18 protein-coding genes are annotated in these 24,217 nt (G+C 73.0%); 7 read left to right on the top strand and 11 right to left on the bottom strand.

Annotated elements, in window-relative coordinates; translation table 11 throughout:
• Positions 1-3 precede the first annotated feature (3 nt).
• The 4 genes from ACZ52C_RS26500 to ACZ52C_RS26485 all read right to left on the bottom strand — a co-directional run bounded on the left by ACZ52C_RS26500 (position 4) and on the right by ACZ52C_RS26485 (position 5,310).
• Positions 4-1,404, bottom strand: coding sequence for an MDR family MFS transporter (locus tag ACZ52C_RS26500; RefSeq protein WP_469077096.1), 1,401 nt, complete (start codon positions 1,402-1,404; stop codon positions 4-6).
• Positions 1,401-2,879 (bottom strand): ABC transporter permease subunit, encoded by a 1,479-nt coding sequence (locus ACZ52C_RS26495; RefSeq protein ID WP_469077169.1) that lies wholly within the window; start codon positions 2,877-2,879, stop codon positions 1,401-1,403. The genes ACZ52C_RS26500 and ACZ52C_RS26495 overlap by 4 nt, the downstream gene beginning before the upstream one ends.
• A 299-nt stretch (positions 2,880-3,178) precedes the next feature.
• The gene (locus tag ACZ52C_RS26490; RefSeq protein WP_469077095.1) at positions 3,179-4,672 is read right to left on the bottom strand and encodes an ABC transporter substrate-binding protein; all 1,494 of its coding nucleotides are present in this window, start codon (positions 4,670-4,672) and stop codon (positions 3,179-3,181) included.
• An 83-nt stretch (positions 4,673-4,755) separates the two neighbouring features.
• Positions 4,756-5,310, bottom strand: coding sequence for a GNAT family N-acetyltransferase (locus tag ACZ52C_RS26485; protein WP_469077094.1), 555 nt, complete (start codon positions 5,308-5,310; stop codon positions 4,756-4,758).
• 185 nt (positions 5,311-5,495) lie between these two features.
• On the opposite strand from ACZ52C_RS26485, the gene ACZ52C_RS26480 reads away from it, so the two are divergent.
• From ACZ52C_RS26480 to ACZ52C_RS26465, 4 genes are all read left to right on the top strand, one after another.
• A complete protein-coding gene (locus tag ACZ52C_RS26480; protein ID WP_469077093.1) occupies positions 5,496-6,518 on the top strand; it encodes a Ppx/GppA family phosphatase in 1,023 nt (340 codons plus the stop codon).
• Between the two features lie 52 nt (positions 6,519-6,570).
• Positions 6,571-6,786: a hypothetical protein gene (locus ACZ52C_RS26475; RefSeq protein WP_469077092.1), complete on the top strand. Its 216-nt coding sequence runs from the start codon at positions 6,571-6,573 to the stop codon at positions 6,784-6,786.
• A gap of 187 nt (positions 6,787-6,973) precedes the next feature.
• Positions 6,974-7,456, top strand: coding sequence for an STAS domain-containing protein (locus ACZ52C_RS26470; protein ID WP_469077091.1), 483 nt, complete (start codon positions 6,974-6,976; stop codon positions 7,454-7,456).
• Positions 7,457-7,554: 98 nt separating this feature from the next.
• A complete protein-coding gene (locus ACZ52C_RS26465; protein ID WP_469077090.1) occupies positions 7,555-7,746 on the top strand; it encodes a hypothetical protein in 192 nt (63 codons plus the stop codon).
• A 192-nt stretch (positions 7,747-7,938) separates the two neighbouring features.
• Here ACZ52C_RS26465 and ACZ52C_RS26460 read toward each other — a convergent pair whose 3' ends face one another.
• Positions 7,939-8,388, bottom strand: a complete 450-nt coding sequence (locus ACZ52C_RS26460) for a protease inhibitor (protein ID WP_469077089.1) — start codon at positions 8,386-8,388, stop codon at positions 7,939-7,941.
• A gap of 716 nt (positions 8,389-9,104) precedes the next feature.
• Here ACZ52C_RS26460 and ACZ52C_RS26455 point away from each other — a divergent pair.
• Complete coding sequence (locus ACZ52C_RS26455) at positions 9,105-10,274, top strand: lactate 2-monooxygenase (protein WP_469077088.1); 1,170 nt, start codon at positions 9,105-9,107, stop codon at positions 10,272-10,274.
• Positions 10,275-10,501: 227 nt separating this feature from the next.
• On the opposite strand, the gene ACZ52C_RS26450 is transcribed toward ACZ52C_RS26455, so the two are convergent.
• From ACZ52C_RS26450 to ACZ52C_RS26430, 5 genes are all read right to left on the bottom strand, one after another.
• Positions 10,502-12,337 carry an RICIN domain-containing protein gene (locus tag ACZ52C_RS26450; protein ID WP_469077087.1) on the bottom strand — a complete coding sequence of 612 codons (1,836 nt, stop codon included), beginning with the start codon at positions 12,335-12,337 and terminating at the stop codon, positions 10,502-10,504.
• A 549-nt stretch (positions 12,338-12,886) separates the two neighbouring features.
• Positions 12,887-13,264, bottom strand: a complete 378-nt coding sequence (locus tag ACZ52C_RS26445; protein WP_033528576.1) for a toxin Doc — start codon at positions 13,262-13,264, stop codon at positions 12,887-12,889.
• Between the two features lie 3 nt (positions 13,265-13,267).
• Positions 13,268-13,513: a hypothetical protein gene (locus tag ACZ52C_RS26440; RefSeq protein ID WP_192360674.1), complete on the bottom strand. Its 246-nt coding sequence runs from the start codon at positions 13,511-13,513 to the stop codon at positions 13,268-13,270.
• Between the two features lie 127 nt (positions 13,514-13,640).
• Positions 13,641-15,884: a glycoside hydrolase family 9 protein gene (locus tag ACZ52C_RS26435; protein WP_469077086.1), complete on the bottom strand. Its 2,244-nt coding sequence runs from the start codon at positions 15,882-15,884 to the stop codon at positions 13,641-13,643.
• A 199-nt stretch (positions 15,885-16,083) separates the two neighbouring features.
• Positions 16,084-19,173 (bottom strand): glycoside hydrolase family 2 TIM barrel-domain containing protein, encoded by a 3,090-nt coding sequence (locus ACZ52C_RS26430; RefSeq protein ID WP_469077085.1) that lies wholly within the window; start codon positions 19,171-19,173, stop codon positions 16,084-16,086.
• A gap of 262 nt (positions 19,174-19,435) precedes the next feature.
• On the opposite strand from ACZ52C_RS26430, the gene ACZ52C_RS26425 reads away from it, so the two are divergent.
• Both ACZ52C_RS26425 and ACZ52C_RS26420 read left to right on the top strand, forming a co-directional pair.
• A complete protein-coding gene (locus tag ACZ52C_RS26425; RefSeq protein ID WP_469077084.1) occupies positions 19,436-21,850 on the top strand; it encodes a SpoIIE family protein phosphatase in 2,415 nt (804 codons plus the stop codon).
• Positions 21,851-21,999: 149 nt separating this feature from the next.
• Positions 22,000-23,259 (top strand): SLC13 family permease, encoded by a 1,260-nt coding sequence (locus ACZ52C_RS26420; RefSeq protein ID WP_469077083.1) that lies wholly within the window; start codon positions 22,000-22,002, stop codon positions 23,257-23,259.
• Here the strand turns inward: ACZ52C_RS26420 and ACZ52C_RS26415 are convergent.
• Positions 23,189-24,187: a helix-turn-helix domain-containing protein gene (locus ACZ52C_RS26415; RefSeq protein ID WP_469077082.1), complete on the bottom strand. Its 999-nt coding sequence runs from the start codon at positions 24,185-24,187 to the stop codon at positions 23,189-23,191. The genes ACZ52C_RS26420 and ACZ52C_RS26415 overlap by 71 nt on opposite strands.
• Between the last annotated feature and the right edge of the window lie 30 nt (positions 24,188-24,217).

The raw sequence follows: 24,217 nt of genomic DNA, 5'->3' as shown, positions 1-24,217 counted from the left end.
ACCCTAGTCGGAGGGTGCGCCGAGGGCACCTGATTTCCTCCGCACGGCAGGCACCGGCCCCGGGACGAGGAGGACCGAGGCGACCGGCACCGCGGCGAGGACCAGCCAGGGCACGGCGGTCGGCAGATCCGCGTCCATCAGGGCGCCCGCCGCCGCGCTGCCGACCAGCACGATCAGGCCGGACACGGAGGACATCGCCCCGGTGTAGAGCCCGAGGCGGCCCTCGACGGCGAGATCGGGCACCCAGGCCCGGGCCGCGGGGGCCACCAGCATCTGGCCCAGGGTCAGGAGGACCACGAACCCGACGGCGGGCAGCAGTCCCGCCGTGCCCGTCCACTCCGCGGGTCGCGCCAGGCCCACCACGCCGAACCCCGCGGCGATGAGGAGCAGTCCACCGGCCATGGACCGCCGCAGGTCGAGCCGTCGGGCCGCCCATCGCGTCACCGGCAGCTGCGCCGCCACGACCAGCAGCGAGGACAGCCCGAACAGCCAGGCCAGCGCCGTCTGCGACCCCGTGGCGCGCTCCACCTCGTCGGGCAGGAGCAGGTACAGCTGGTTGTAGGCCAGCAGGTACGCGCCGTACGCGCAAGCCAGCGCCAGGAACCGCCGGTTGCGCAGCAGCCCGCCCAGTCCGCCCCGCACCGCGACCCGCTCGCGCCCCGGAATGTGCTGCGGCAGCAGCCGGGCGTGCCCGGCGAGGACGAGGACGAAGACCCCGGCGCCCGCGAGGCAGACCACCCGGTAGTCGACGGCCAGCAGCAACGCGCCGATCAGCGGTCCGACGAACGCCCCGGCCTGCCCCGCCACCGTGAACAGCGCGAGCACGCTCGTACGGGGGCCGCCGCCGGACTCCTCCCAGACCACCGCCTGCCGAGCCACCTCGGACTCGACGGCCGGGGAGAACAGCGCGGCGGCGAAACCGATCAGCAGGACGGAGGCGATGACCGACCAGTCCTCGTCGGCGTACCCGAGCCACGCGAACCCGGCGATCCGCAGCACGCACCCGGCCAGCACCACCGGCCGTACGCCGTACCGGTCGGCCAGGGCGCCGCCGACCACGAACAGCCCCTGCTGGCTGAAGGTGCGCAGTCCGAGCACGAAGCCGACCATCCAGCCGGCCATGCCGATCGCCGTCCCGAGATGCTCGGCGAGGAACGGCAGCACCGCGAAGAAGCCGACGTTGAAGGCGAGTTGGGTGAGAATCAGCAGCCGCAGGAGCGGGTTGAGCCTCGCCCACGTCCCACGGCGCGACACCTTGCCGGCCACGCCCGCGGCCGCCGCACCACCGACGACCGCATGCCCGGCCGCTTCATTCTCGGCGGCCCGGCTCCCGGGCCGCCCGGCTCTCTCCTCCGTCGTCCGCCCCGTGGGGGGCGCGGTCGGGGGCTGTTCGGGCTCGGTCATCCGGTCTCTCCGACGGTGGGGGCGGCGGCGGGCTTCGGTCGCTGTGGGGCCCCGGCGAGCGGACGGCGCGGCAGGCGCGGCACACGGACCCCGCCCGCCGCCGTGACCGCGAGCGCGCCGAGGAGGGCGAGCGCGGTGGCGGGGGCGAGGACGGCCCAGGGGGCGCGTTCGGCGTAGGGCTGGTTCTCGGCGAGCAGGAGGCCCCACTCCGGGTCCGGGGGCTGTGCGCCGAGGCCGAGGAAGCCCAGGGAGGTCAGGGCGAGGGCCACCCCGGGCAGCCGCAGCAGGGCGTGTCGGGCGACGGGCGGCAGCACGGCGGGGAGCAGTTCACGGCGGAGCAGATACGCGTCGCCGGCGCCCAGCCCCTTCGTGGCCGTGATGTGGGTCGTGGCCCGTTCCTGTGCGAGCAGGGCGGTGGTGTGCGCGGCCAGCGGTACCCAGGCGACGGCGGCCACGGCCAGCGCGGGCGTCGCCCCTCCGCCGCCGACCACCCCGGCGACGAGGAGACCCGCGAGGACCGCGGGCACGGCGTTGACGGTGTCGACGAGGGGCCCGGAGAAGCGGGGCAGCAGCCCGAGCAGGACGCCGGTCAGCAGTGCGGCGGCGCTGATCGCGACGGCCAGGGCGAGGGTGGTGAAGGCGCCGTGCCCGATGCGGGCGAGGAGGTCTCGCCCGAGCGCGTCGGTGCCCAACGGGTGTGTCCAGGAAGGGGGTTGGAGCCGGGCGCCGGTGTCGAGGGCGAGCGGGTCGCGCATCAGGCCGAGCGTGACGACCGCCAGCAGGAGGCCGCCGTGCAGCAGGGGGGCGCGGCTGGGGGCCGGTGGCGTGGGCCGGTGCAGGGAGTGGAGCGCGCCGTCGCGCAGGGCGGGGCCGATGAGGCGGTGGGCGGCGAGGCGGGCGAGGGCCCCGGCGACGGCGGCCAGCAGGACGAGGGCGAGGGTGCCGGCCTGGAGGACGGGGAGGTCCTGGGCGACGGCGGCCTGGAGGGTGGTGCGGCCGAGGCCGGGTATGTCGAAGACCTGCTCGACGGTGACGGCGCCGCCGGTGAGGCCGACCACGAACAGACCGAGGTTCGGCAGCAGTCCGGGTACGCAGCGGCGTACGGCGTGGCGGGCGGTGGCCCGCTCGGGTATGCCGCGTGCGGCGGCGGCCAGTGCCCAGGGTTCGGCGAAGGCGCCGGGCAGCAGGTCGGTGAGCATCCGGCCGAGCAGCGCTCCGGCGGGCAGGCCCAGGGCGAGGGCGGGCAGCACCGTCCACCGCGGCCCGTACCAGCCGAGCGCGGGCAGCCAGCCGAGGTGGACCCCGACGACGACGGCGAGCACGGAGGCGGTGAGGAACTCGGGCAGCGCGGCGAGCATCGCGGCGCCGCTGCCGCCGCCCCGGCGGTCGTCGAGGCGGCGGTGCGCGCCGAGCCACAGGGTGCGGGCGCAGACCGCCGCGGCCGTGGCCGCCGCGACGACGAGCGCGGCGGCCATCAGCAGCAGGGACACGCCGAGGGCCTGGACGACGGACGGGGTGACCTCGGCGCCGGAGATCCACGACCGGCCCGCGTCACCGCGTGCCAGCCCGCCGAACCACTCCCCCAGAAGCCTCAAGGGGCCCGCGTCGAGGCGGAGTTCGTCGCGTACGGCGGCCAGGACCTCCGGCGTCGGGTCGCATTCGGCGGAGCGTGCCTTGAGGACGGTCAGCGCCGGGTCGGTGCGCGACAGCCACGGCAGCAGGCCGATGCCGCACAGCAGACCGGCGGCGAGCAGGGCCCGCCAGAGTGCCCGTATCAGCGCCGGGTCCCCGTTCCGACCAGCGTGCGCTCGTACGGGTCGAGGATCACGCCCCGCACGGAGGTGCCGACGCCGGTGATGATCCGCTGGTGGACGAGCGGGACGGTGGCGTCGGTGGCGAGGATCGCCGCCTCGGCGTTCATCGCCGCCTGCTGCCGCTTGGCGGTGTCGGACTCCCGCTCGGCGGCGGCGACGGCCCGGTCGACCTTCTTGTCGCAGAGCAGGGCGAGGTTGTAGCTGCCGTCGCAGGTGAAGTCGCCGGCCAGGATGGTGACGGGGTCGCCGGTGTCGAGCAGGGAGTTGCGGGCGCCGACGAACGCGTCGAACTTTCCGGCGAGGGCGTCGCTCTCCAGCCGCGAGTACTCGCGGACCTCCAGCTTCACCTCGAACCCGGCCTCCCTGAGCTGCTGTTGCAGCACCTGGGCGACCTCGGGCAGTTCGGGCCGGTTGTCGTAGGTGGCGATGGTGACGGAGGTGCCGTCGGGGTCGGCGGCCTTCGCGCGGCCGGCCGGTGCGACGCGCTTGTCGGCGGCCCAGGTCACGGCGGGGCCGAAGATGCCGACTCCGGCGTCCGCGTGGCCCTCGTACACGTCCTCGGCGAGGACGGAGCCGTCGACGGCCTCGCGGGCGGCGGCCCGCAGCTTCGGGTCCTTGAAGGCGCCGGTCCTGGTGTTGAGCAGGAGGCTGGTGGTGCGGGTGGTGGCAGTCTCGCGGCGGGTGCCCTTGTCGAGGGTGGAGGCCTGCGACACGGGGACGGCCTCGGCGATGTCGACCTGGTCGGTGCGCAGGGCGTTGGTGCGCGCGGAGCCGTCGGCGATGAACTTGGCGTCGATGCCGCTCGCCTGGGCACGCCCGCCCCAGTACTCCTCGAAGCGGTTCAGGGTGGCCGCGGTGGTGCCGGTGACCTTGGTGAGTTCGAACGGGCCGGTGGCCGTGCCGACCGGGTTCACGCGCTCGGCGCCGTAGGCCTTGGCGGAAAGGATCGCGAGGCCGGGGCTGGTGAGCCTGAGCGGCAGGGCGGGGTCCGGGTCCTCGGTGGTGACGCGCACCCGGCGGTCGCCCTCGGCCTTCGCGGTGAGGGTGATGCCGGAGAGCGCGGCGGTGACCGGTTCGGCCTCGGTGGCGCGGGTGAGGGCGGCGGCGACGGTGGCCGGGGTGACCTCGGTCCCGTCCTGGAAGGTGGCCTCGCGCAGGGTGAAGAGCCAGTTCCGGTCGTTCTCGCGGGTCCAGGACTCGGCGAGCGCGGGGGCCGGGACGCCGTTGGCGTCCAGCTTGGTCAGGCCTTCGGTGACGCCGAGCCGGCTGAGGAGGGTGGCGTCGGCGCCGTACGGCGAGAAGTTCTCGGCGGGCGGGAAGGCGAGGGCCACGCGCAGTCGGGAGCCGTCGCCGGAGGCGTCGTCGGTGGTCCCTCCGTCCGAGGCGAAGCAGCCGGTCAGCAGGGGGGCGAGGAGCAGGCCGGCGACGGCGCGACGGCGGCGGGGAGTGCGCATGGTCCTTGGTTCTCTGTGGGGGGCGGGGCGGCGGGGGACGGAACGGGGGGCGGGGCGCGACGCAGCCTACATGAGAATGATTTTCATTTAATCGGCGAGGAGGTCACGGCCGCGAGCACCGGGACCTCGAAGTGCACCACCCGCCCCCCGGTCGTCTCGCGCTCGTCGCACACGGCCACGCCCTGCGACCGCCAGAAGCCCTCGGCGCCGGGCACCCCGGGGTCGGTGTGCAGGTACACGGAGCGGTAACCGCCGTCGGCCGCCGCGAAGTCCAGCAGCCCGGCGACCAGCCGCCGGGCCAGCCCGCGCCGCCGGTGCTCGGCACGGACGTACACGCGCCGCAGCTGGGCGGTCGCCCCGGACGGGTAACGCTCGGCCAGCCAGCGGGGGTTGGGCGGATGGGCGGGCCCCCGGGAGTCCAGCGCGCCGGTGGCGACGACCGCGCCGTCCCGCTCGTCGACCGCGACCAGGAGCACATGACGGTCCGGGGTGACGTACGCGCCCCGCAGATCGATGATGTCGCCGTGCCAGCGCGGCACGTACCCCGTACCGAAGTCCCGGTAGACGGTGTCGAGCATCACCGCCCGCGCGCCGTCGAGGTCTTCGAGGCCTGCCACCCTGATGTCGTAGTGCTGCACCTGCACATCATATGCAATAAGTCTGATCATTCCGATCAGGGGTTCGGACGGCCGCTCCGTACGTTCGGACGCCCCTGCCGCTCGGTGGTGCCCCACGGCGCGCGATCGGCCTGGATGCGACGGCGTGCCTCCGGCCGCCGTACGGGACACGCGTGTTGGGGCGACTACCGGGTACTCCGGAGGTCATGCGGATGAGCGTGGTGGATGTGGGATCGAACACCGTACGGCTGGTGGTGGCGGACGCCGAGGGGGGCGTACCGCTGCCGGTGCACACCGCGAAGTGGCGCCTGCGGCTGTCCGAGCAGGTGCCGCCCGGAGGTGATGTGCCCGACGAGGCCGTACGACGGCTGTGTCAGGCGGTCACGGCGGCGGCGCGTACGGCGGAGAGATGGGGGGCAGCGACACCACTGGCGTTCGCGACCGCCGTGGTGCGGTCCGCGCCGAACTGCCGAGAGGTGCTGCGCACGGTGCGCGCGGAGACCGGTGTGCCGATCTGCACCCTGCCCGGCGAGGTGGAGGCCGAACTCACCTTCCTCGGCGCGCGGCGGTGGATGGGCTGGCGGTCGGGGCCGCTGGCCCTGCTGGACATCGGGGGCGGCTCGCTGGAGGTGGCCTTCGGGCGGGGACGGCTGCCGGACTTCGTGGCCTCGCTGCCGCTGGGCGCCAACCGGCTGACGCACGAGTTCTTCCACGGGCAGGACCCGCCGTCGATGGAGAGCATCAAGGCGCTGCGCCGCAAGGTCCGTCATCAACTCCGGGACGTCTCGGCCCGCATCCGCTGGGAGGGACCGCGCACGGCTGTGGCCACCTCGCGCACCTTCCAGCAGCTCTCCCGGCTGTGCGGATCCGCGCCGGGACGTCATGGGCCCTTCGTGGAACGGGAGTTGCGGTGCGCGGACCTCGGCGAGGCCATCACCCGTCTCGCCGCCCTGCCCGCGGCCCAGCGGTCCGCCCTGCCGGGCATCTCCGCGCCCCGGGCGACGCAGAGTCTCGCCGGGGCGCTGGTCGGGCACACCACGATGAAGCTCGCCGGTCTGAAGAGCGTGACGATCTGCCCCTGGGCGATCCGCGAGGGCGTCCTGCTGCGGCACATCGAGGACGGCCCGGCGTGGTGGTCGGAGGTGACGCGGGACGTCGAAGCCACGGGGTCGGCGGGTTCGAGCACACCGGGCGCGGTACCCCTGCGGATCGCGGCCCCGGCCCGCTGACCCCACCCGACCCCGACCGACCACACCTGCCCCCGCAGAAAGGAGCACCCCCATGACGCACCACGACAAGCGGAGCCCCGACACCGAGCCCGGCCGGCACGGCGACAGCAGGAAGGACAAGCCCGACACCGCCCTCGACGAGGTCCTGCGCGAGGTGGAACGGGCCGAGACCGACGTCACCGACTCCGACGGGCGCCGCCACCATGGCGAAGCGGGCGACGCGATCACCCCCAACGAGCGGGCCCAGGAGGAGTCCCACCACGACTAGGACACCCGGAGGCCGGATGGAGGCAGGTCGGATGCGCGACTCCTTCCGAGAAAGTCAATACGCAGGACAGCAATTCACCTTTTCGAGTGTTGTAGATCTTGCGCCGGGCGCGAAAGGGATGGCCTGCTCCGCGCCGGGGTAGCTAACCGGATCCAATGCGCCCTACCCCTGACAAGGTGGAGCCGCCATGAGTCCGGATGCCCACGACCGTGCCGCCCCTCGACCCGAGGACACGGCCCCCGAATCCGGATCCGGGCCCGTGTCCGGGTCGGTGGCGGCCGACGAGTACGCCCGCACCCGCCGGGTCGGCCCCTTCGTCGTCGTCGAGGTCTCGGGCGAGATCGACATGGCGTCGGCCGGATCCCTCGCCGCGCATCTGACGGCCGCCGTCACCGGGGCGTCCCCGCCGGACGTGCTCGTCGACCTGCGCCGCGTCGCCTTCTTCGACTGCTCGGGGCTGCGCGTGCTGTGCAGAGCGGAGGCCACCGCCCGGTCGCTCGGCGGGCGGCTCCGCCTCGTCTCCGACCAGCCCCGGATACACCGACTGCTGCGCGCCGCCGGTCTGCTGGGCCGTTTCCCGCCCTTACCGGGCTTCCCGCCCACGCCCCCACCACCGTCTCCCCCACCGCCCGCGTCTCCCCCGCCTCCGCGACGGCCAAGTCTCAAGTAGCAGTTCAATGAAACGATTGAAGGACCTGCGGCAGGCACAGACCGTTCCGGCGGACACCGGCGCGGAATCCGAGCGACACAGAAGTGGAGACGCGCGAAGTGAAGTTCCTTCTCGAAGTCGACCTGGACAGCACGGGCTGGGACGAGGGCACCGCCGTCCAGGAGCTGGAGCGCATCCTGCGCTACTGGGGCGGCAACCTCCGGCACTGCGAGATCGCCCCCGGGGACGGACAGCCCCTGTACGACTCCGGCCACCAGGAGGTCGGCCGCTGGGCCGTCACCTCCGAGTGACCCACCGGGCCCCGGCATGATGCCGGGGGCCGGCCCGCGGCCCCACTCCGCTTCGGCCGGCCCCCGGACGGGATCGCGTGACCACCGCGACAGGGCTCGCGCTCCCCAGCCACGGGCCCTCGCTCATCACTCACGGGGTCACGCAACCCCGGTCTTCCGGCCGCCGTCGGGCGGCCGTGTCTCGCGGGTGGTTCAGAAGGAGTACAGAACGCTCGCGGCGGAGTCCTTCAGGCACTCGTTGGCGAAGGTCCGCTCGTACGCGACGCGCTTGCCCTGCCAGACACCGTGGACGGTGACGACGACCGGGTCGTACTGCTTGGTGCACATCGCCCCGGCGCTGCCGCTCAGGACCTCGAAGTCGCCGCCACTGTCGCGGAGTTCGGCGCAGGCGTCGGCGGGCGCCGGGTGGGTGCCGCCGGGCTTCGGCGCGCAGCTCAGGGTGACGGCACGCTCGGGAGTGACGGTCGCCGAGGTCTCGCCGTGACCCACGGTCAGCACCAGGGCCGACGGGGCGTAGAGCCCCTGTACGGCGGGCTGGGGGGCCGCGGGTTCGGGCGCCGCGAGCGCGGGCCCCGCGAGGGGACCGCAGACGGCGGCGGCCGTCAGGGTGAGAGTCGCTGCCAGGCGCGCGGTCTTCGGCATGGTGTGCATCCTTCCGCTTTGCAGGAGTGCCCGGACGGCCCCGCCACATCGGTCGCGTGGACGAAGCCGGCCCGGACGGTGCCGGTTCGGCGTGCGCGAGTCTGCCGGGTCCCAGGCCGGAACACACATCCAACCCACAGGTTTCGGTAACTTTGAGTATTGAATCAGTGGCTCGAAGTCACGGAATTCGAACATGCAAACCCCGATTCTGAGCGGTTTCCGATCGCCTCATGATCACGAATGGCCGGATCTCCACGGCTCGGCAATCGGCCTGAAACATTCCGCTTCGGCCCGGACACCCACGCCATGACGGTGCGGGACCCCGAGCGAGACCACCCCGCTACACCGCGTGTTTCGGGCGGGCGCTTCCTCGGCGCTGCATGAGTGCCGGCCGGGCCCCACGCGATGATCCGCGCCCACGCCGACCGGACCGCCGCCGATCTGCGGACCAACGCCTCCCTCGCCCCCTGTTGCAGAAGGGCGACCGGAGCGTGGTCAGCGCCTACTACTCGCTCGACACCGGCCGCGTGGAGACCCTCACGGGCGCGCCCCCTCCGCCTGATCGGTGCCGCCGCGTCGGTACGTGGCCCAGGACGCTCGTGCCGTCCTGGGCCACGGCGAGGGTCCCACCCCCGGGCGGTGGACTGCTGGCGCACGGGTCGTCAGGATCGTCGGCGACGCGGGGCGTTCTCGACGGTGAGGGGCAGGACCGACGGGTGACGAAGCACTGGGCGGACTTCCAGTACGAGATCTACCTGGGCGGGATGGGCGGGGCCGTGCCCCGGCTGCCCACCGACCTGACCCGGCTGGAGGAGCTGGCCGAGCACCGGCTCGGCGCCGGTCCGGTCGGCTATGTGGCGGGCAGCGCGGGGAACGGCAGTACGGCCCGCGCCAACCGGGAGGCGCTGGACCGGCACCGGATCGTGCCCCGGCTGCTGCGGGACGTGAGCGAACGCGACCTGTCCGTCGAGGTGTTGGGCCGCGCGCTGCCGGCGCCGGTGGCGCTCGCCCCGGTGGGCGTGCTGTCGATCGTGCACCCGGAGGCGGAGCCGGCGGCGGCCCGGGCCGCCGCCGCGCAGGGTGTGCCGTACATCCTGTCCTCGGCGTCCAGCACGCCCATGGAACAGGTCGCGGAAGCCATGGGGGACGCGGAGCGCTGGTTCCAGCTGTACTGGGCGAAGGACCGCGACGTCACCCGGAGCTTCCTGGAACGCGCGCAGGCCGCCGGGTACTCAGTGCTCGTCGTCACGCTCGACACACCGTTGCTCGGTTGGCGGCCCCGTGATCTGGAGCGGGCGTATCTGCCGTTCCTGCACGGCGTCGGCACCGCCAACTACTTCTCCGACCCGGCGTTCCGGGCGGGGCTCGCGCGGCCGGTCCACGAGGATCCGAACGCGGCCGTGCTGCACTTCGCGGGGATGTTCGGCGATCCCGGGAAGACCTGGCCCGACCTGGCGTTCCTGCGTGAACACTGGGACGGGCCGATCGTGTTGAAGGGCGTGCTGCACCCGGACGACGCACGGCTCGCCGCGGACGCGGGGATGGACGGGGTGGTCGTGTCCAACCACGGGGGACGGCAGGTGGCGGGGGGTGTCGGGGCGGCCGACGCGCTGCCGGGGGTGGTGCGGGCGGTGGGTGAGCGGCTGACCGTGCTCTTCGACAGTGGTGTGCGGACGGGTGACGACGTCTTCAAGGCGTTGGCGCTCGGAGCGGACGCCGTGCTGCTGGGGCGGCCGTACGTGTACGGGTTGGCGCTCGACGGGCAGGCGGGGGTGGAGCACGTCATCCGCTGTCTGCTCGCCGAGTTCGACCTCACGCTGGCGCTGGCCGGGCATCGGGGGCCGGGGTCGGTGGAGGGCGGCAGTCTGGTCGGCGGGGGCTGCTGACGCGGGTTGCGCCCCCGCCGCCCCTACCCGTCCCATCCTGTAGGGGCTGCGCCCCTCGACCCCCATACGTCCGTCCGGTGGGGGCTGGTCGCGCAGTTCCCCGCGTCCCTGAAAGGGGCCTGCGGCCCTTTCGGGGGCGAAAAGCACGGGGCGCAGCCCCTGCTTTTCAGGGGCGCGGGGAACTGCGCGAGAAGCCCCACCGGGCCCGCACCCGACCGGCAACCCCTCTACAACCCGAGCCCCGTCAACAGCGTCGGCACGTCGACGGACGTCAGCGGGGTCAAGGGACCCCCCTGCTCCGTACCCTCCGCGGCGCCCTCGTCATGTACGGCCAGCACGGACCCACCCCGCTCGGCCTCCGCCTCCGGCGTCGCGTTCGGCGTCGGCGTGTCGGGCTTCTCCGGCCCCGGCGCCGGGGAACCCTCGCCCGCGTCCGGTTCCTCGGAGACCGGCTCGGTCTCGGGCGTGGGCGCCTCGGATCCGGAGACGGAGAAGGACTCGGGGCTCGCGGTCACCCCGTCGGTGAGCCAGCGCTGCTTGGTGGAGTTGTCCCGGACCTTGACCACGACGTCCGACTTGGGCTCCGAGTCGATGGGGGCCATGGCGAGCCCTTCGCCCCACCGGGGCAGCAACTCGCCCTGGACGGTGAAGTCGTAGCGGACGTCGTCGCCCCGCTTCGCGTGTTCGCCCGCGCAGCCGCCGAGGACGACGACACCGGCGTCCACCTGGGAGTCCAGGCACAGTTCGGGGTTGGCGACACTGCGCAGCAGCCCGTCCTCCTCGTAGGACCACTTCTGGGTCCAGCCGGAGTCGCACACCGCGAGTTCGGTCGAGGCGCCCTTCACGGCCTTGCCGCCCGCGATGTCGAGGCAGAGATCGGCGGCCTGGTTGCGCAGCCGGGTCTGCTGGGGCGCCGTGGGCCGTCCGGCCGAGGCCGGCGGGGTCGGTGAAGCGCTGCCGCGGGTGGCCTCGTTGCCGGTGTCCGGCGCCGTGGCGACACCCCCGGTGGCGCTGGTGGAGGCGGTGGGGTCGGCGCCGCTGCCGTCGTCCGAGAGGAACGCGGCGCCCAGGACGGCCGCGAGCAGCGCGCCCGAGGAGACGCCGACGGTGAGCAGGGCCCGGGGGTTGCGTGCTCCGGAGGTGATCCGGCGGCGCTGTGCGGGGATCTGGGAGAGCAGTCGGTGACGGCCGCCGTTCCCCGGCCGCCTCGACGTGCCCTTCTCCGGCAGCCGGCCGGGCCGGGAGTCGAGGTAGCGTCGGGCGCCCCAGCCGAGTACGGCTTCGGCGATGACGCCGCCGAGTCCGCCCTCGAAATGGCTGAGTTGCTCGGCGGCGTAACGGCAGTAGCGGCACTCCAGCAGATGCTGCTGGACGTCCGGCAGCAGCGCGCCGCCGCGGCGAATGGGCACATCCAGCAGGCGGTTGTAGAAGCGGCAATCCTTGGACGGCGCGAGTTCCCGGTGGGCACGGACGCAGCCCTCCCGGAATTTGTCGCGTGCCTGCTCAAGGGTGGCGACGGCGCTGTCCGCGTCCAGCCCCAGCAGACCGGTGGGTATGGTTATCGTTTCGGCTTCTACTTCGGTGTGCCACAGCAGGCACTGGGCGACCGCGGGGAGGGCCTGGAATGAGCGCTCGACGAGCTTGCGGTTTTCCGGCGTCATGGACTTCGCCGCCCGCATGCCCCGCCCTCCGGCGGGCTTGCGCAAGTCCGGCAGCACGCCGGAGACACCCCCTTCCGCGGACCACTCCTTGACGGTGTCGCGCGCGGCCACCAGTAGCCGGGGCCGCAGGGCGACACCCGACTCGCCCCGCATCAGCCCGTCGAGCACCCGGTGGAAGGCGGTCGCGGTGACCATCGAGGCGACCTGTGACTGGGTGGCGAGACAGATGGCCGCGTAGTCATGGGTCGGCTGCCAGTGCCGTGCCATCAACAGGGCGACCGGGTCGCCGGTGCCGCCCTCCGGCCATCCCCTCAGCCGGGCCGCGAGAGTCTCGTCGGACTCTCCGGGTACCGGGCCGGGCGCGGGCGGAAAAGTGGGGTGGGGAGGGTGGGGAGTGTGCACAGAGCGGGTTCCTTCCAAGGCACAAGATGGCACACGGAGTTGTGGCCGCCGAAAAGGGCCCTGGATTGGTGCGTACCTTTTTGGCGGGCGCCGGGAAAGCGGCCGGGGACCGGGCCGCACGATGACCGTCTTCCTCGAGCCTTTTGGGCCCTTCGGCGACCGGGAAAGCCAAATGGCCTTTCCGGCCGGGCCATTGCCCCTGCGCAGGAAGTTCACCCTTGCACAAGTTACTCATGGCTAACAAGGCACTTGTGCAACATCCGCATCACTAAAAGCAGGTCAGATGACCGGTACGAATGCTTCCGCTTCGCAGAGCGAACGCTTCCGCTTCCCAAATGTTCAAGCCTTCAAGCACCCCGTGTGAACCGTACGCACACCCCGGCGGTCCGCGCACGCTCCCGGCGCGCGGACGGTTCGTTGTTGACTGAGGTCGGCCACCTCGGAAGGCCCCGCGCGGAACGGCGGCTCTCCCGCGCGAAACGGCCGCCGACCTTGATCCTCCCGCCCTCGGTCGGCGGCCCCGGGGTGGCACCGCTCTCTCCGGCTCGCTCAGATCTGCCAGGAGCGCAGCCGGTCCGCCGCCCCGTAGACGTCGGTCTTGCCGGAGATCAGGTCCCGCGCGAGATCCACGAGGGCCCCGTACGGCGGGTCGATGCCGACGCCGCTGACGAACATGTAGGCCACGGCCGTCGCGCAGGCGAAACGGGCGTTGGCGGCCGGCAGGGGCTTGAGCAGGGCGAGGGTGTGCAGCAGCGCGGCCGCCCGCCAGGCCGGGTCGGAGTCCACGCCGAGGCGCGGCGGGTCGACGCGGTGCCGGGCGACGGCGGCGACGAGCGCCGAGAAGTCGTTGACGGTGGGCTGCTCGGGCATGACCTCTTCGTGGCGCTGGAGCAGCCAGGGCACGTCGATGTGGATGACGGGAGCCATCGGTCAGACGGCCCGTCCCTCCGCCTTCGCGGCGGGTTCGTCCTCCGGGAAGGCGGCGGCGAATTCGTCGGCGTGCGCGGTGAAGAACTCCCGGAAGGCCTCCGCGCCCTCCTTCAGCGCCCGGTGCCGCACGATGTCGGCCGCGGCGGCCTCGCGCACGAGCGCCTTCATCGACGTCCCGCGCTCCTTGGCCATCTGCCGCAGGTCCTCTAGCTCGCGGTCGCTGAACTCCACATTCAGAGCTGGCATGCGCCCACGGTACCGCGAGGGTACTTACGCGTAAATAATCGCAGGTCAAAGCTATGGGACGGCGGTACCGACACAAGGCGGCCGACGCCCCGGAGGACGTCGGCCGCGCGCGTTCGGAGGTGGGGCGTCAGCTCTGGTCCGCGACGAACGACGCCATACGGGCCAGCGCCGCGTTCCAGTTGATCGTGTGTTCGTTGGTCGACCAGGACTGGATGTCGTCGATGTAGCAGAACTGACCGACGCAGCCCTGGAGTTTGCTCTGCGCGTAGGGGTCCTGGATGGAGGAGTTGGGCCCGCCCGCGAGGGTGCCGGCCGGCGGGTTGGGCTGGTCCGGGTCGAGCTGGTGGGCGTACCAACGGGCGTGCTGGTTGCGGGCGTCGACCTCGCCGTAGCCGGTGACGTAGGAGATGTTGAGGGCGTTGCGGCCGAAGAGGTAGTCCATGCTCTGGAGCGCGCCCTCCCGGTACTTGGACGCCCCGCTGATGTCGTAGGCCGTGGCGACGACGACCGCGTTGTTGAGGATCTGGTGGTTGGAGCCCCAGTCGTAGAGGTTGTTCTCGGGCGCGTACGGCATGCCGTACGGGTGGTCCTTCAGCGTGGTCAGGTAGCGGTCGGCGGCCTTGATCACGGACTGGCGGACCTTGTCGCGGCCGGGCAGCCCGTTCGGCACGGTCGCGAGGTCGAGGCGGCCCGCGGCGGCCGTGCGGGCCCAGTCGAAGCTGATGGGTCCGAAGATGTCGGCGGTGTGCACGGGTGAGGCGAGGACGTGGTCCTGGAAGGACTTCTCGCCGGTGGTCAGGTACAACTGGGCGGCCGCCCAGTAGAACTCGTCGGTGACGTTGCTGTCGGCGTAGGTGCCCCCGCCGACGCCGTCGCTCTCGGAGGCGTAGACGGCCGGGTGTTCCAGGGCCGCCGCCCAGGCCGTGCGGGCCGCGGTGAGGGCCTTCGCGGCGAAGGCGCGGTCGTAGGGGCGGTAGAGGCGGGCCGCCTGGGCGGCCGTGGCCGCCAGGTTCAGGGTCGCCGCCGTGGTCGGCGGGTGCAGCTCACGCTTCTGCGGGTCGTCGGCGGGCATCAGCGGCAGACCGGTCCACTGCTCGTCGTGGATCTTGTGGTGGGCCATGCCCGCGAGCGGCTTTCCCTGCGGCACCTGCATCCTCAGCAGGAAGTCCAGCTCCCAGCGGACCTCGTCCAGCAGGTCGGGCACCTTGTTGCCGCTCTCGGGGATGTTCAGCGAGCCGTCGCCGAGCTTGCCGGCCTTGCCGGTACGGGCGTGCAGCGCGCGTTCGTAGGTGCTCAGCACCTCCCAGGTGGAGATACCGCCGTTGACGACGTACTTGCCGTGGTCGCCGGCGTCGTACCAGCCGCCGGTGACGTCGAGCCGGTAGTCGCAGACGCCGGGCTGGCAGGGCACGTTCCCGTCGCCCTGGTTGGGCGCCACGTCGACATGGCCGGCGGCGCGGCCGTAGCCGGGTCGCAGGTCGTCGCTGATCGGGGTGCCGCTGCGCTGGGTGTAGTAGTACTTCAGTGAGTCCAGGCGCAGGCGTTCGTAGGCGGCCGGGTCGATGTCGAACGGGCGGCTGGTCTCGCCGTCGGCGACCAGGGTGAAGCCGGTGCCGCGCCCCCGGTACGCGCCGAAGTCGATGGAGTGGACGTGCTGCCCGGAGGAGGCGTCGAGACCGCGCGGGGTGCTCCGCCCGTGGGCGACGACGGCACCCGAGGCGTTCTTCAACTGCCAGGGCAGCCGCGCCGTCGCGTCGGTCACCAGGGTGGCGTTCTTGGGCCCGGCGGGCAGATAGGCGACCTGGTTGACCCGCACCCGGGGCCCGGTGTCGGGTTCGTACACCTCCGGCGGCACCCCGCCGAGCAGCGAGACGTCGTCCATGCAGAAGGTGAACGGGTTCGCGTTGCCGCCCACCTGGAAGCCGACCTGGGCCTGGGTGGTGTCGACGGGCGAGGTGAAGGTGTACGTGTAGGAGTCGCCCGAGACGTTCAGCTGCGGGCTGACCTCGAAGTAGGTGTCGTACGGCGCCACCGACAGGCCGACGATGGCCCGCAGGACGTTGCCCTGGGGCGTGCCGGAGGCGGAGAAGGCGAACCGGTACGACTCGCCCTTGACCAGGGTGATGTCGTTCTGGCCGACGGCGGCGTCCCAGCGGTTGGTGGTGCCGCCGGGGATCTCGGCGCAGAGCCGGCCGTCGGTGAGGCCGGCGGTGACGTTGCCTGTCGTCCACCAGGGTGCGGTGGTGGTGTCGAAGGTGCCGTTCTTGACCTGTTCGACCTCCTCGGCCTGGGCCGGGCCGGTGGGCAGCGCGGTGAGCGCGGCCGCGAGGAGGGTTGTCAGGGCGAGCAGGGCGGTTCTGCGTCGTTTCACGTCTGGGCTCCTCGGAGGAGGTGGGGGCGCAGTCGGTGACGGGTGGTGCCGGGGGTGCGTGTGCGGACAGAGACGTGGGAGCGCTCCCAGATGCGGACCTTGGCCATGCTGTTAGAGACATGACAGCCCGTCAACGGTCCGGACGGGACTGGTTTGTCGTCCGGACCGGAGCGGCGGCTCACCGACGAGGCCCGGGGCGTCAGCCCGCGAGGACGTCCAGCCTGCTGATGCGGACCGCGCCGCGTGCCTCGCCCGGGTGGCGGCTCGTCAGGGTGAGCCGGACGCGGGAGCCGCGCAGCGGGGTGAACGTGATGGCGGTGGGGGCGTCGGAGGCGGTGGCCCAGTCGATCGTCGCGCCCTCCACGGGGACGTACCGCCGGCCGTCCCACACCTCGACCCCGACGGCCTCGGGCAGGCTGTGCCCCGCGTCGACGGTGAAGCAGACCTCGACCCGGTCGACCGTCCCGGGCCGCCCCCAGTCGACCGTGACCCAGTCCTCGGGTCGTGCGCCGCTGAACGCCGGCAGCAGGGCGGTGGCCGCCTTGAGGAAGGCGTTGGACCAGCCGGTGGCGGGGTCGCCGTCGAGCATGGCGGCGGGCAGGGTGTCGGGGCGACCGGAGTAACTCGCGTCGGCGCGGGGGTAGGTGACGGGAGCCGGGTGGTCGGGCCCGAACGCGGCGGCCGGGGTCGTCGACCTGTCGCGGGCCGGCGTGGCGCGCACGCTCACCCGTCCGGTGCGCAGCCCCGCCACCCGTGCCGTCACCCGTACCGTGCCCGCCTCGACCCCGGACCGGACGATCGCGAGCGCCTTGCCGCCGAAGGCGGTGCGGGTGGATGCCTGGTAGCGCTCGGCGCTCTCCTCACGGCCGTTGTCCAGGCCCGCGAGGGAACCTCCCCGGACGTCGAAGCTGATGAGGTGCTCGGCGTCGGGGACCACCACGCCCCGGGCATCGACGATCTCCGCGGTGACGAAGGCCAGCGAACGCCCGTCCGCCGCCAGGAACTTGCGGTCCGCGGTGAGCCGTACGGCGTGCGGCTCACCGGCCGTGCGCAGGACGTCGGTGGCGACGACCCTGCCGTCGCGCCGTGCCACGGCCTTCAGTTCGCCGGGGGCGTAGGGCACCTTCCAGGTGAGGTGGAGTTTGCCCGCGCTGCCGCCCGGGCTGGTGTAGCTGCCCGGGTACGGGCCGTCGGTGAAGGTCTTGTCGTCGCCGGTGGGTTCGGTGGTCTCCAGGTAGGACCGCCCGTCGAGGGTCTTCTTCTCGTCGAACCTCCTCGTCCCGAGGGACTTGCCGTTGAGGAACAGCTCGACGGTGGCGACGTTGGCGTAGGCCCACACCTCGACGGTGTCGCCCCGGTCGTGGTTCCAGGTCATCGGCAGCAGATGGACCATGGGCTCGTCGGTCCACTGGCTCCGGAAGAGGTGGTACATGTCCTTGGGGAAGCCGGCCGTGTCGACCGCGCCGAAGAAGGAGGCCTTCACCGGGAAGACGTCGTACGGCGTGGGCTCGCCGAGGTAGTCGATGCCCGACCAGAGGAACTGCCCGGCGAACCACTTCCGGTCGCGGTCCTTCTTGTGCCCGTACTCGCCGCTCATGGTCCAGGAGGCGAGGTTGTTGTCGTAGGAGGAGACGCCCCGTCGGCCCGGCGTGTGGTTCTCGCCGGTGTTGAGGTGCTCGGGCTCCTGGTAGACGCCTCTCGTGGAGGTCTCCGAGGACGACTCCGACTCGAAGAGGAACAGGTGCGGATAGCGGGCGTGCAGGGCGTCCACCGACTTGGCGGTGTTGTAGTTGAGGCCGAGGCCGTCGAGCTTGGCGAGGATCAGGTCGCCGGGGGTGCCGGGGGCGGGGACGCTGCGGTGGCGGTGGGAGCCGATGACGACGGGGCGGGTGTCGTCGGAGGCCTTGAGGGCGGTGATCAGGCGGTCCGCCATGACGAGGCCGGAGGCCGAGGTGAACTCGGAGACCTCGTTGCCGAGGGACCACATCAGGACGGCGGGCGAGTTGCGGGCCGCGAGCACCATCTCGGTGATGTCGCGGTCGGCCCACTCGTCGAAGAAACGGCCGTAGTCGTAGCGGGTCTTGGGGCTCCGCCAGCAGTCGAAGGCCTCCACCGTCATCACGATGCCGAGGTCCTCGCAGACCTCGATCATCTCGGGCGAGGGCGGGTTGTGGGAGGTGCGCAGGGCGTTGACGCCCATCGACTTCATGATCGTCATCTGGCGGCGGATCGCGTCGGCGCTGACGGCGGCGCCGAGCGCGCCGAGGTCGTGGTGGAGGTCGACCCCCTTGATCTTGTGCGGGGTGCCGTTGAGGTGGAAGCCCTCGTCGGGGTCGAAGCGGAAGGTGCGGATGCCGAAGGGGGTGCGGTGGGTGTCGGTGGTGCGGCCGCCGACGCGCAGTTCGGTGGTGAGGGTGTAGCGGTGCGGGTCCGCGAAGTCCCATCGCCTCGGCTCGCGGACGGTCAGTTCCTGGGTCGCGGTCGCGGTGTCGGTGACGGCGACCGTGGAGGACGTACGGGCGACCGTCCGGCCACGGGCGTCGACGACGCGGGAGACGACCTCGACGTCCGCGGCGCCGCCGGAGGTGTTCACGACGGAGGTGCGGACGCGGACGAGGGCGCGCTCGTCGGTGACGTCCGGGGTGGTGACGTACGTGCCCCAGCGCGCCACGTGCACGGGGTCGGTGACGACCAGTCGGGCCTCGCGGTAGATGCCGCTGCCGGAGTACCAGCGGCTGCTGGGCAGGCGGTTGCGCACCTCGACGGCGATGACGTTCTCGGTGGCGTCGTCGGTGTGCAGCAGGTCGGTGAGGTCGAAGGCGAAGCCGGTGTAGCCGTAGGGGTGACGGCCGACCTCGGTGCCGTTGCAGTGGACGCGGGAGTCCATGTAGACGCCGTCGAACTCGACGGAGATCCGCTTGCCGGCGAGGGAGCGCGGCAGGGTGAAGGCGGTGCGGTACCAGCCGAGGCCGCCGGGGAAGAAGCCGGTGCCGCTGGTGGTGCCGTGCTCGGTGGTGGGGGCGAGTTCGATGGACCAGTCGTGCGGGACGGCCACCTGCCGCCAGGCGGAGTCGTCGAACCCGGGGCGCGCGGCGTCGGCGTACGCGCCGGTGGGATCGGTGATGCCGCCGGGGTTGACGAGGGCGAAGCGCCAGCCGTCGCGGAGCGGGACGGTCCGGCGGGTGGCGGCGGCTCCCGAGCGGGGGGCGGCGGCCGCGGTGCCCGTCAGCGCTCCCACCAGCGGGGCGGAGGTGCCCGCGACGAGCAATGATCTGCGGGTGACGGTCATGGTGTTCCCTTCGTCGAACGTGCGGGTGGACGTTCCGGGGAGCCGTGGAGCACAAGACCCCACAAGACATCACATGCGATCGTGACCGAACAAAATCTGACGACCCGTCCCGGGGGTCGTCAAGGGCCTCGCACGCCACTCGGCGAACGCCCGTTCAGGAAATCGCGCGGAGGTACGGTTTCCCGTCCGCTTTTCCGGCGGAGCGCATAGGCTGGAATTCGCCCGTAAGCCCGTTCGGTCCGGCGGAATGGAACTCGCGACGATGAGGAGCCGCAAGGTTACGCACGGTGACACCCCTGCGTACGCCCTGGACGGTGCCGCCACCGCGCGGGCGGCCATGGACGGCGACGGCACGATCGTCGAGTGGAACGAGGGCGCCAGACGGCTGCTGGGCTGGCACGCGACGGAGGTCGTGGGCCGCCCCGCCGAGGAGCTGCTGGCCCCCGGGCGCACTTTCCTGCCGCCCCCGCCGGGCAGTCGCAGCTGGAACGGGACGCTCGCGCTGCGTCACCGCGACGGCCGCACGGTGACCGCGTGGCTCCTCGCCCACCACCGGAGCCTGAAGGACGCCGACGGCGGCGGCAACTGGCTGGTTCTCTGTCCGCTGGACGATCCCGGTCCGCTGGCGCGGGAGGATCCGCTCGCGGCGGCCGTCATGGTCCAGTCGCCGTGCGCCATGGCCGTCTTCGACGACCACCTCCGGCTGCGCGGCATCAACGACGTGATGGCGGACGCCGTGGGGATGCCCGAGGAGAACCTCCGGGGCCTGCACATGTCCGAGATCATCGGCGGCCGGCAGGGCGAGAAGCTGGAGCAGCAGCTGCGCGAGGTGCTGGCCCTGGGCCGCCGCAAGGACGTGCAGACCTTCCTGCGGGCCGCCGACGAGAACCGCGCCCACGCCTGGTCGGCGGCGATCGCCCCGCTCACGGACGAGTCCGGGGTGCCGATCGGGGTCTGTGTCACCGGGCACGACATCACCGAGCAGTACCTGGCGCGGCAGCGCCTGCAGCTGGTGAACGAGGCGAGCATCCGCATCGGCACCACCCTCGACGTGCGGCGCACCGCCCAGGAGCTGGCGGACGTCTGCGTGCCGGTCCTCGCCGACTTCGTCAGCGTCGACCTCATGCAGTCCCTCGACCACGGCGACGAGCCGCACGAGGGCCCGCTCTCCGCGCCCTTCACCCTGCGCCGCGCCGCCCACCAGTCGGTGACCCCCGGCTGCCCCGAGGCCGTGGTCGAGGTGGGCCGGACCGACGTCTACCCGGCGACCTCCCCGCAGGCCGCGTCCCTGACGGTCGGCCACACCGTCGTGGCGGCGGACCCCGCGAACACCCTCGTGGACTGGCTCGCCTGGGACCCGATACGCGGCCGGCGGGTCAAGGAGCTGGGTGTCCACACCACCATGTCGGTACCGATCCGGGCCCGGGGCACCACCCTCGGCGTGGCCGTCCTGACCCGTTTCAAACGGCTCGACCCCTACACCGCCGACGACGAGCTGCTGGCCGAGGAGGTCACGGCCCGCGCCGCCGTCTGCATCGACAACGCCCGCCGCTACTCCCGCGAGCGCGAGACCGCCCTCGCCCTCCAGCGCAGCCTGCTCCCCCAGACCCTGCCCCGCATGCCCGCCCTGGAGGCCGCCTCCCGCTACCTGCCGGCGGCCCAGGCCGGGGTCGGCGGCGACTGGTTCGACGTCATCCCGCTCTCCGGGATGCGGGTCGCCATGGTCGTCGGCGACGTCGTCGGCCACGGCGTGCAGGCCTCCGCCACCATGGGCCGGCTGCGGACCGCCGTGCGCACCCTCGCCGACGTCGACCTCGCCCCCGACGAACTGCTCACCCACCTGGACGACCTCGTCGTACGCCTGTCCGCCGAGGCCGGCAGCGAGGGGGTGACCGGTGAGGTGGGCGCCACCTGCCTGTACGCCGTCTACGACCCGGTGACCCGGCGCTGCACCTTCGCCCGTGCCGGGCACCCGCCGCCGGTGGTGCTGGACCCCGACGGACGGCCCATGGAGGTGGAAGTGCCGTCGGGACAGCCCCTGGGCCTCGGCGGACTGCCCTTCGAGTCCGCCGAACTCGAACTGCCCGAGGGCACGGTCATCGCCCTCTACACCGACGGCCTGATCGAGACCCGGGACCGGGACATCGACGCCGGCCAGGAACTGCTGGCGGAGGCGCTGTCCGGCCGCAAGGGCTCGCTGGACGACATCTGCCAGGACGTCGTCCACTCCCTGCTCCCCGCGAACGGCGCCCCGGACGACGTGGCGCTGCTGCTGGCCCGCACCCGCGGGCTGCGGGCGGAGCGGGTGGCGACCTGGTCGATCCCCGCCGACCCCGCGTTCGTCGCCCGGACCCGCCAGTACGTGCTGACGCAGATGGCGCTGTGGGGGATCAGCGAGTCGGCGTTCACGGCCGAGCTGGTGGTGAGCGAGCTGGTCACCAACGCCATCCGGCACGGCGCCCCGCCCATCCAGCTGCGTCTGATCCACGACGACACCACCCTGATCTGCGAGGTGTCGGACGGCAGCGGCACGGCCCCGCATCTGCGTCGGGCCAAGACCTTCGACGAGGGCGGGCGCGGTCTGCTGCTCGTGGCCCAGCTGACCCAGCGGTGGGGCAGCCGGCACACCGAGGACGGCAAGACGATCTGGGCGGATCTGACGCTGTCGGAGGAGTGAGCACGGCGGCGCCGCGGTGAGCCTGGTCTCACTCCCGGGCCGTATGCGTGTTCGCCGGACGTCGGCGGGCAGTTGTAGGGTGCAGCAGTCTCCGCGCCGTCGAGCGCCCTGACGTCCCCCCGACGAAGAACACCCCCGAAAGCCCTGCCGTGAACACCGCCCTCGCCGAGGTCCTGTCCGTCGTCCTGCTCGTCGTCGTCCTCGGCTGCGCGGTCGCGCGCCCCTTCGGGCTGCCGGAGGCGGTGGTCGCCGTACCGGCCGCCGGGATCGCCGTCGCCGCCGGTGCCGTCTCCCTGGAGCACGCCCGCGCGGAGGCCGAGCTGCTGGGCCCGGTCCTCGGGTTCCTCGCCGCCGTGCTCGTGCTGGCCAAGCTCTGCGACGACGAGGGGCTCTTCCAGGCGTGCGGGGCGTGGATGGCGCGGGCGTCGGCGGGGCGGCCCCGGCGGCTGCTGGGGTCGACGTTCGCGCTGGCCTCCGGCATCACGGCGGTGCTCAGCCTGGACGCGACGGTCGTCCTGCTCACTCCGGTGGTGTTCGCGACGGTGGCCCGGCTGGGCGCCCGCCCCAAGCCTCATCTCTACGCCACCGCGCATCTGTCGAACACGGCCTCGCTGCTGCTGCCCGTGTCCAACCTCACCAACCTGCTGGCGTTCACGGCCAGCGGGCTGACCTTCACCCGGTTCGCGCTGCTGATGGCGGCGCCGTGGGCGGTCGCCGTGGCCGCCGAGTACCTGGTGTTCCGGCGGTTCTTCGCGGCCGATCTGGACGCCGGGGCGCCCGCGCCCGAGGAGGCCGTCGAGGCGCCCGAGCTGCCGATGTTCGCGCTGGTCACGGTCGTGTGCACGCTCGCCGGGTTCGTGCTGACGTCCGTGCTCGGCATCGAGCCGGTGTGGGCGGCGCTGGCCGGGGCCCTGGTGCTCTCGGTCCGCGCGCTGGTCCGCCGGACCACGAGCCCGCGCGCGCTCCTCCACTCCCTCTCCCTGCCCTTCCTCGCGTTCGTGCTGGCGCTGGGCGTGGTGGTGCGCGCGGTCGTCGACAACGGGCTCGCCGACGCGCTGGGCCGGGTGATGCCGTCCGGCACCGGTCTGCTCGCCCTCCTCAGCGTCGCCGCCCTCGCCGCCGCGCTGTCCAACGTCATCAACAACCTGCCCGCGGTCCTGGTCCTGGTCCCGCTGGCCGCGCCGCTCGGCACGGGCGCCGTGCTCGCCGTGCTCCTCGGCGTCAACATCGGCCCGAACCTGACGTACGCCGGTTCCCTGGCCACCCTGCTGTGGCGGCGGATCGTCCACCAGCACGACCACGGTGTGGACCTGGGCGAGTTCACCCGCCTCGGCCTCCTCACCGTCCCGGCGGCCCTGGTGTCGTCGGTGGTGGCGCTGTGGCTGTCCCTGCTGGCCTTCGGGAGCTGACCGGCGGGGATTCCGCCCGGCCGCCGTCCCGCAGGCCCTGCCTGTACTCCCCCGGCGGCACCCCGTAGCGCTGCTGGAACACCCGGCTGAAGTGGAACGGGCTGGCGAACCCGGAGGCGGCGGCCACGCGCTCCACGGAGAGTCCGGTGGCCTCCAGGAGCCGGGCGGCGTGCAGCAGTCGGGCCTGGCTCAGGGCCCGCATCGGGGAGTGGCCGAGCTGCTCGGTGAAGAGGTGCGCGAAGCGGGACGGGGAGAGGGAGACCCGCTCGGCGAGGGAGCGGACGGTGTGCGGGGCGGCGGGGTCCGCGGCGATCAGGTCCTCGGCCCGGCGGATCCTCGGGTCGGCCCCCGACCGGCGGGGCTCCGCCCGGGCGGCGGTCAGCAGCACCACCTCCTCCAGTGAGCACAGGGCGAGTTCACGGGCGGCGGTGCCGTGCGCGACGGCGACCTCCTCACCGGACGGGACGGCGCCCGGGCTCGGCGGTGCGCCCTCGCCGGTCCAGCGGGCGTCGGCGAGCATCCGGCGGAAGGCCGCGTCGACCCGGTCACGGATGCCGGCCGGGGCCGAGGGGAGGGCGTGGACACGGTCGGCGGTCTCGTGGGGGCGCAGCCAGGCGGTCCAGGACGGGCGCGCCTGGCAGTGCGCCCACCAGAACGCCCAGTGCCGGGCGCCGGGCCGGACCGTGTAGTGCTGCGGCACCCCCGGGCCGAGGACCACCAGGTCGCCCGGGCCCGCCGGGGTCCGTGTCCTGCCCTGCCGCAGCAGTCCCGCGCCGCCCGTGGTCCAGACGAACAGCCAGCTGTCCGCGCCGCGCGGCCGGTGCACGGCGTAGGACGGCCGCTGGTCGAAGCGTCCGATGATCACCTGGCCCGGCGACGGATTGACGGGCGCAGCAGTCCCAGGCAGGTCGTCAGCACGCACAGGCATCCTCCCGAAAGGCACGTGGACGTAGCTTGG

This window comes from Streptomyces sp. NPDC034049, assembly GCF_055575575.1.
This window is presented reverse-complemented; position numbering and strand designations above follow the sequence as displayed.

What these genes read in the sequence shown, in the direction of transcription:
- ACZ52C_RS26500 (WP_469077096.1), bottom strand. Translation starts at nt 1,404, where the DNA reads ATGACCGAGCCCGAACAGCCCCCGACCGCGCCCCCCACGGGGCGGACG.
- ACZ52C_RS26495 (WP_469077169.1), bottom strand. Translation starts at nt 2,879, where the DNA reads ATGGCCGCCGCGCTCGTCGTCGCGGCGGCCACGGCCGCGGCGGTCTGC.
- ACZ52C_RS26490 (WP_469077095.1), bottom strand. Translation starts at nt 4,672, where the DNA reads ATGCGCACTCCCCGCCGCCGTCGCGCCGTCGCCGGCCTGCTCCTCGCC.
- ACZ52C_RS26480 (WP_469077093.1), top strand. Translation starts at nt 5,496, where the DNA reads ATGCGGATGAGCGTGGTGGATGTGGGATCGAACACCGTACGGCTGGTG.
- ACZ52C_RS26475 (WP_469077092.1), top strand. Translation starts at nt 6,571, where the DNA reads ATGACGCACCACGACAAGCGGAGCCCCGACACCGAGCCCGGCCGGCAC.
- ACZ52C_RS26470 (WP_469077091.1), top strand. Translation starts at nt 6,974, where the DNA reads ATGAGTCCGGATGCCCACGACCGTGCCGCCCCTCGACCCGAGGACACG.
- ACZ52C_RS26460 (WP_469077089.1), bottom strand. Translation starts at nt 8,388, where the DNA reads ATGCCGAAGACCGCGCGCCTGGCAGCGACTCTCACCCTGACGGCCGCC.
- ACZ52C_RS26445 (WP_033528576.1), bottom strand. Translation starts at nt 13,264, where the DNA reads ATGGCTCCCGTCATCCACATCGACGTGCCCTGGCTGCTCCAGCGCCAC.
- ACZ52C_RS26440 (WP_192360674.1), bottom strand. Translation starts at nt 13,513, where the DNA reads ATGCCAGCTCTGAATGTGGAGTTCAGCGACCGCGAGCTAGAGGACCTG.
- ACZ52C_RS26430 (WP_469077085.1), bottom strand. Translation starts at nt 19,173, where the DNA reads ATGACCGTCACCCGCAGATCATTGCTCGTCGCGGGCACCTCCGCCCCG.
- ACZ52C_RS26425 (WP_469077084.1), top strand. Translation starts at nt 19,436, where the DNA reads ATGAGGAGCCGCAAGGTTACGCACGGTGACACCCCTGCGTACGCCCTG.
- ACZ52C_RS26415 (WP_469077082.1), bottom strand. Translation starts at nt 24,187, where the DNA reads ATGCCTGTGCGTGCTGACGACCTGCCTGGGACTGCTGCGCCCGTCAAT.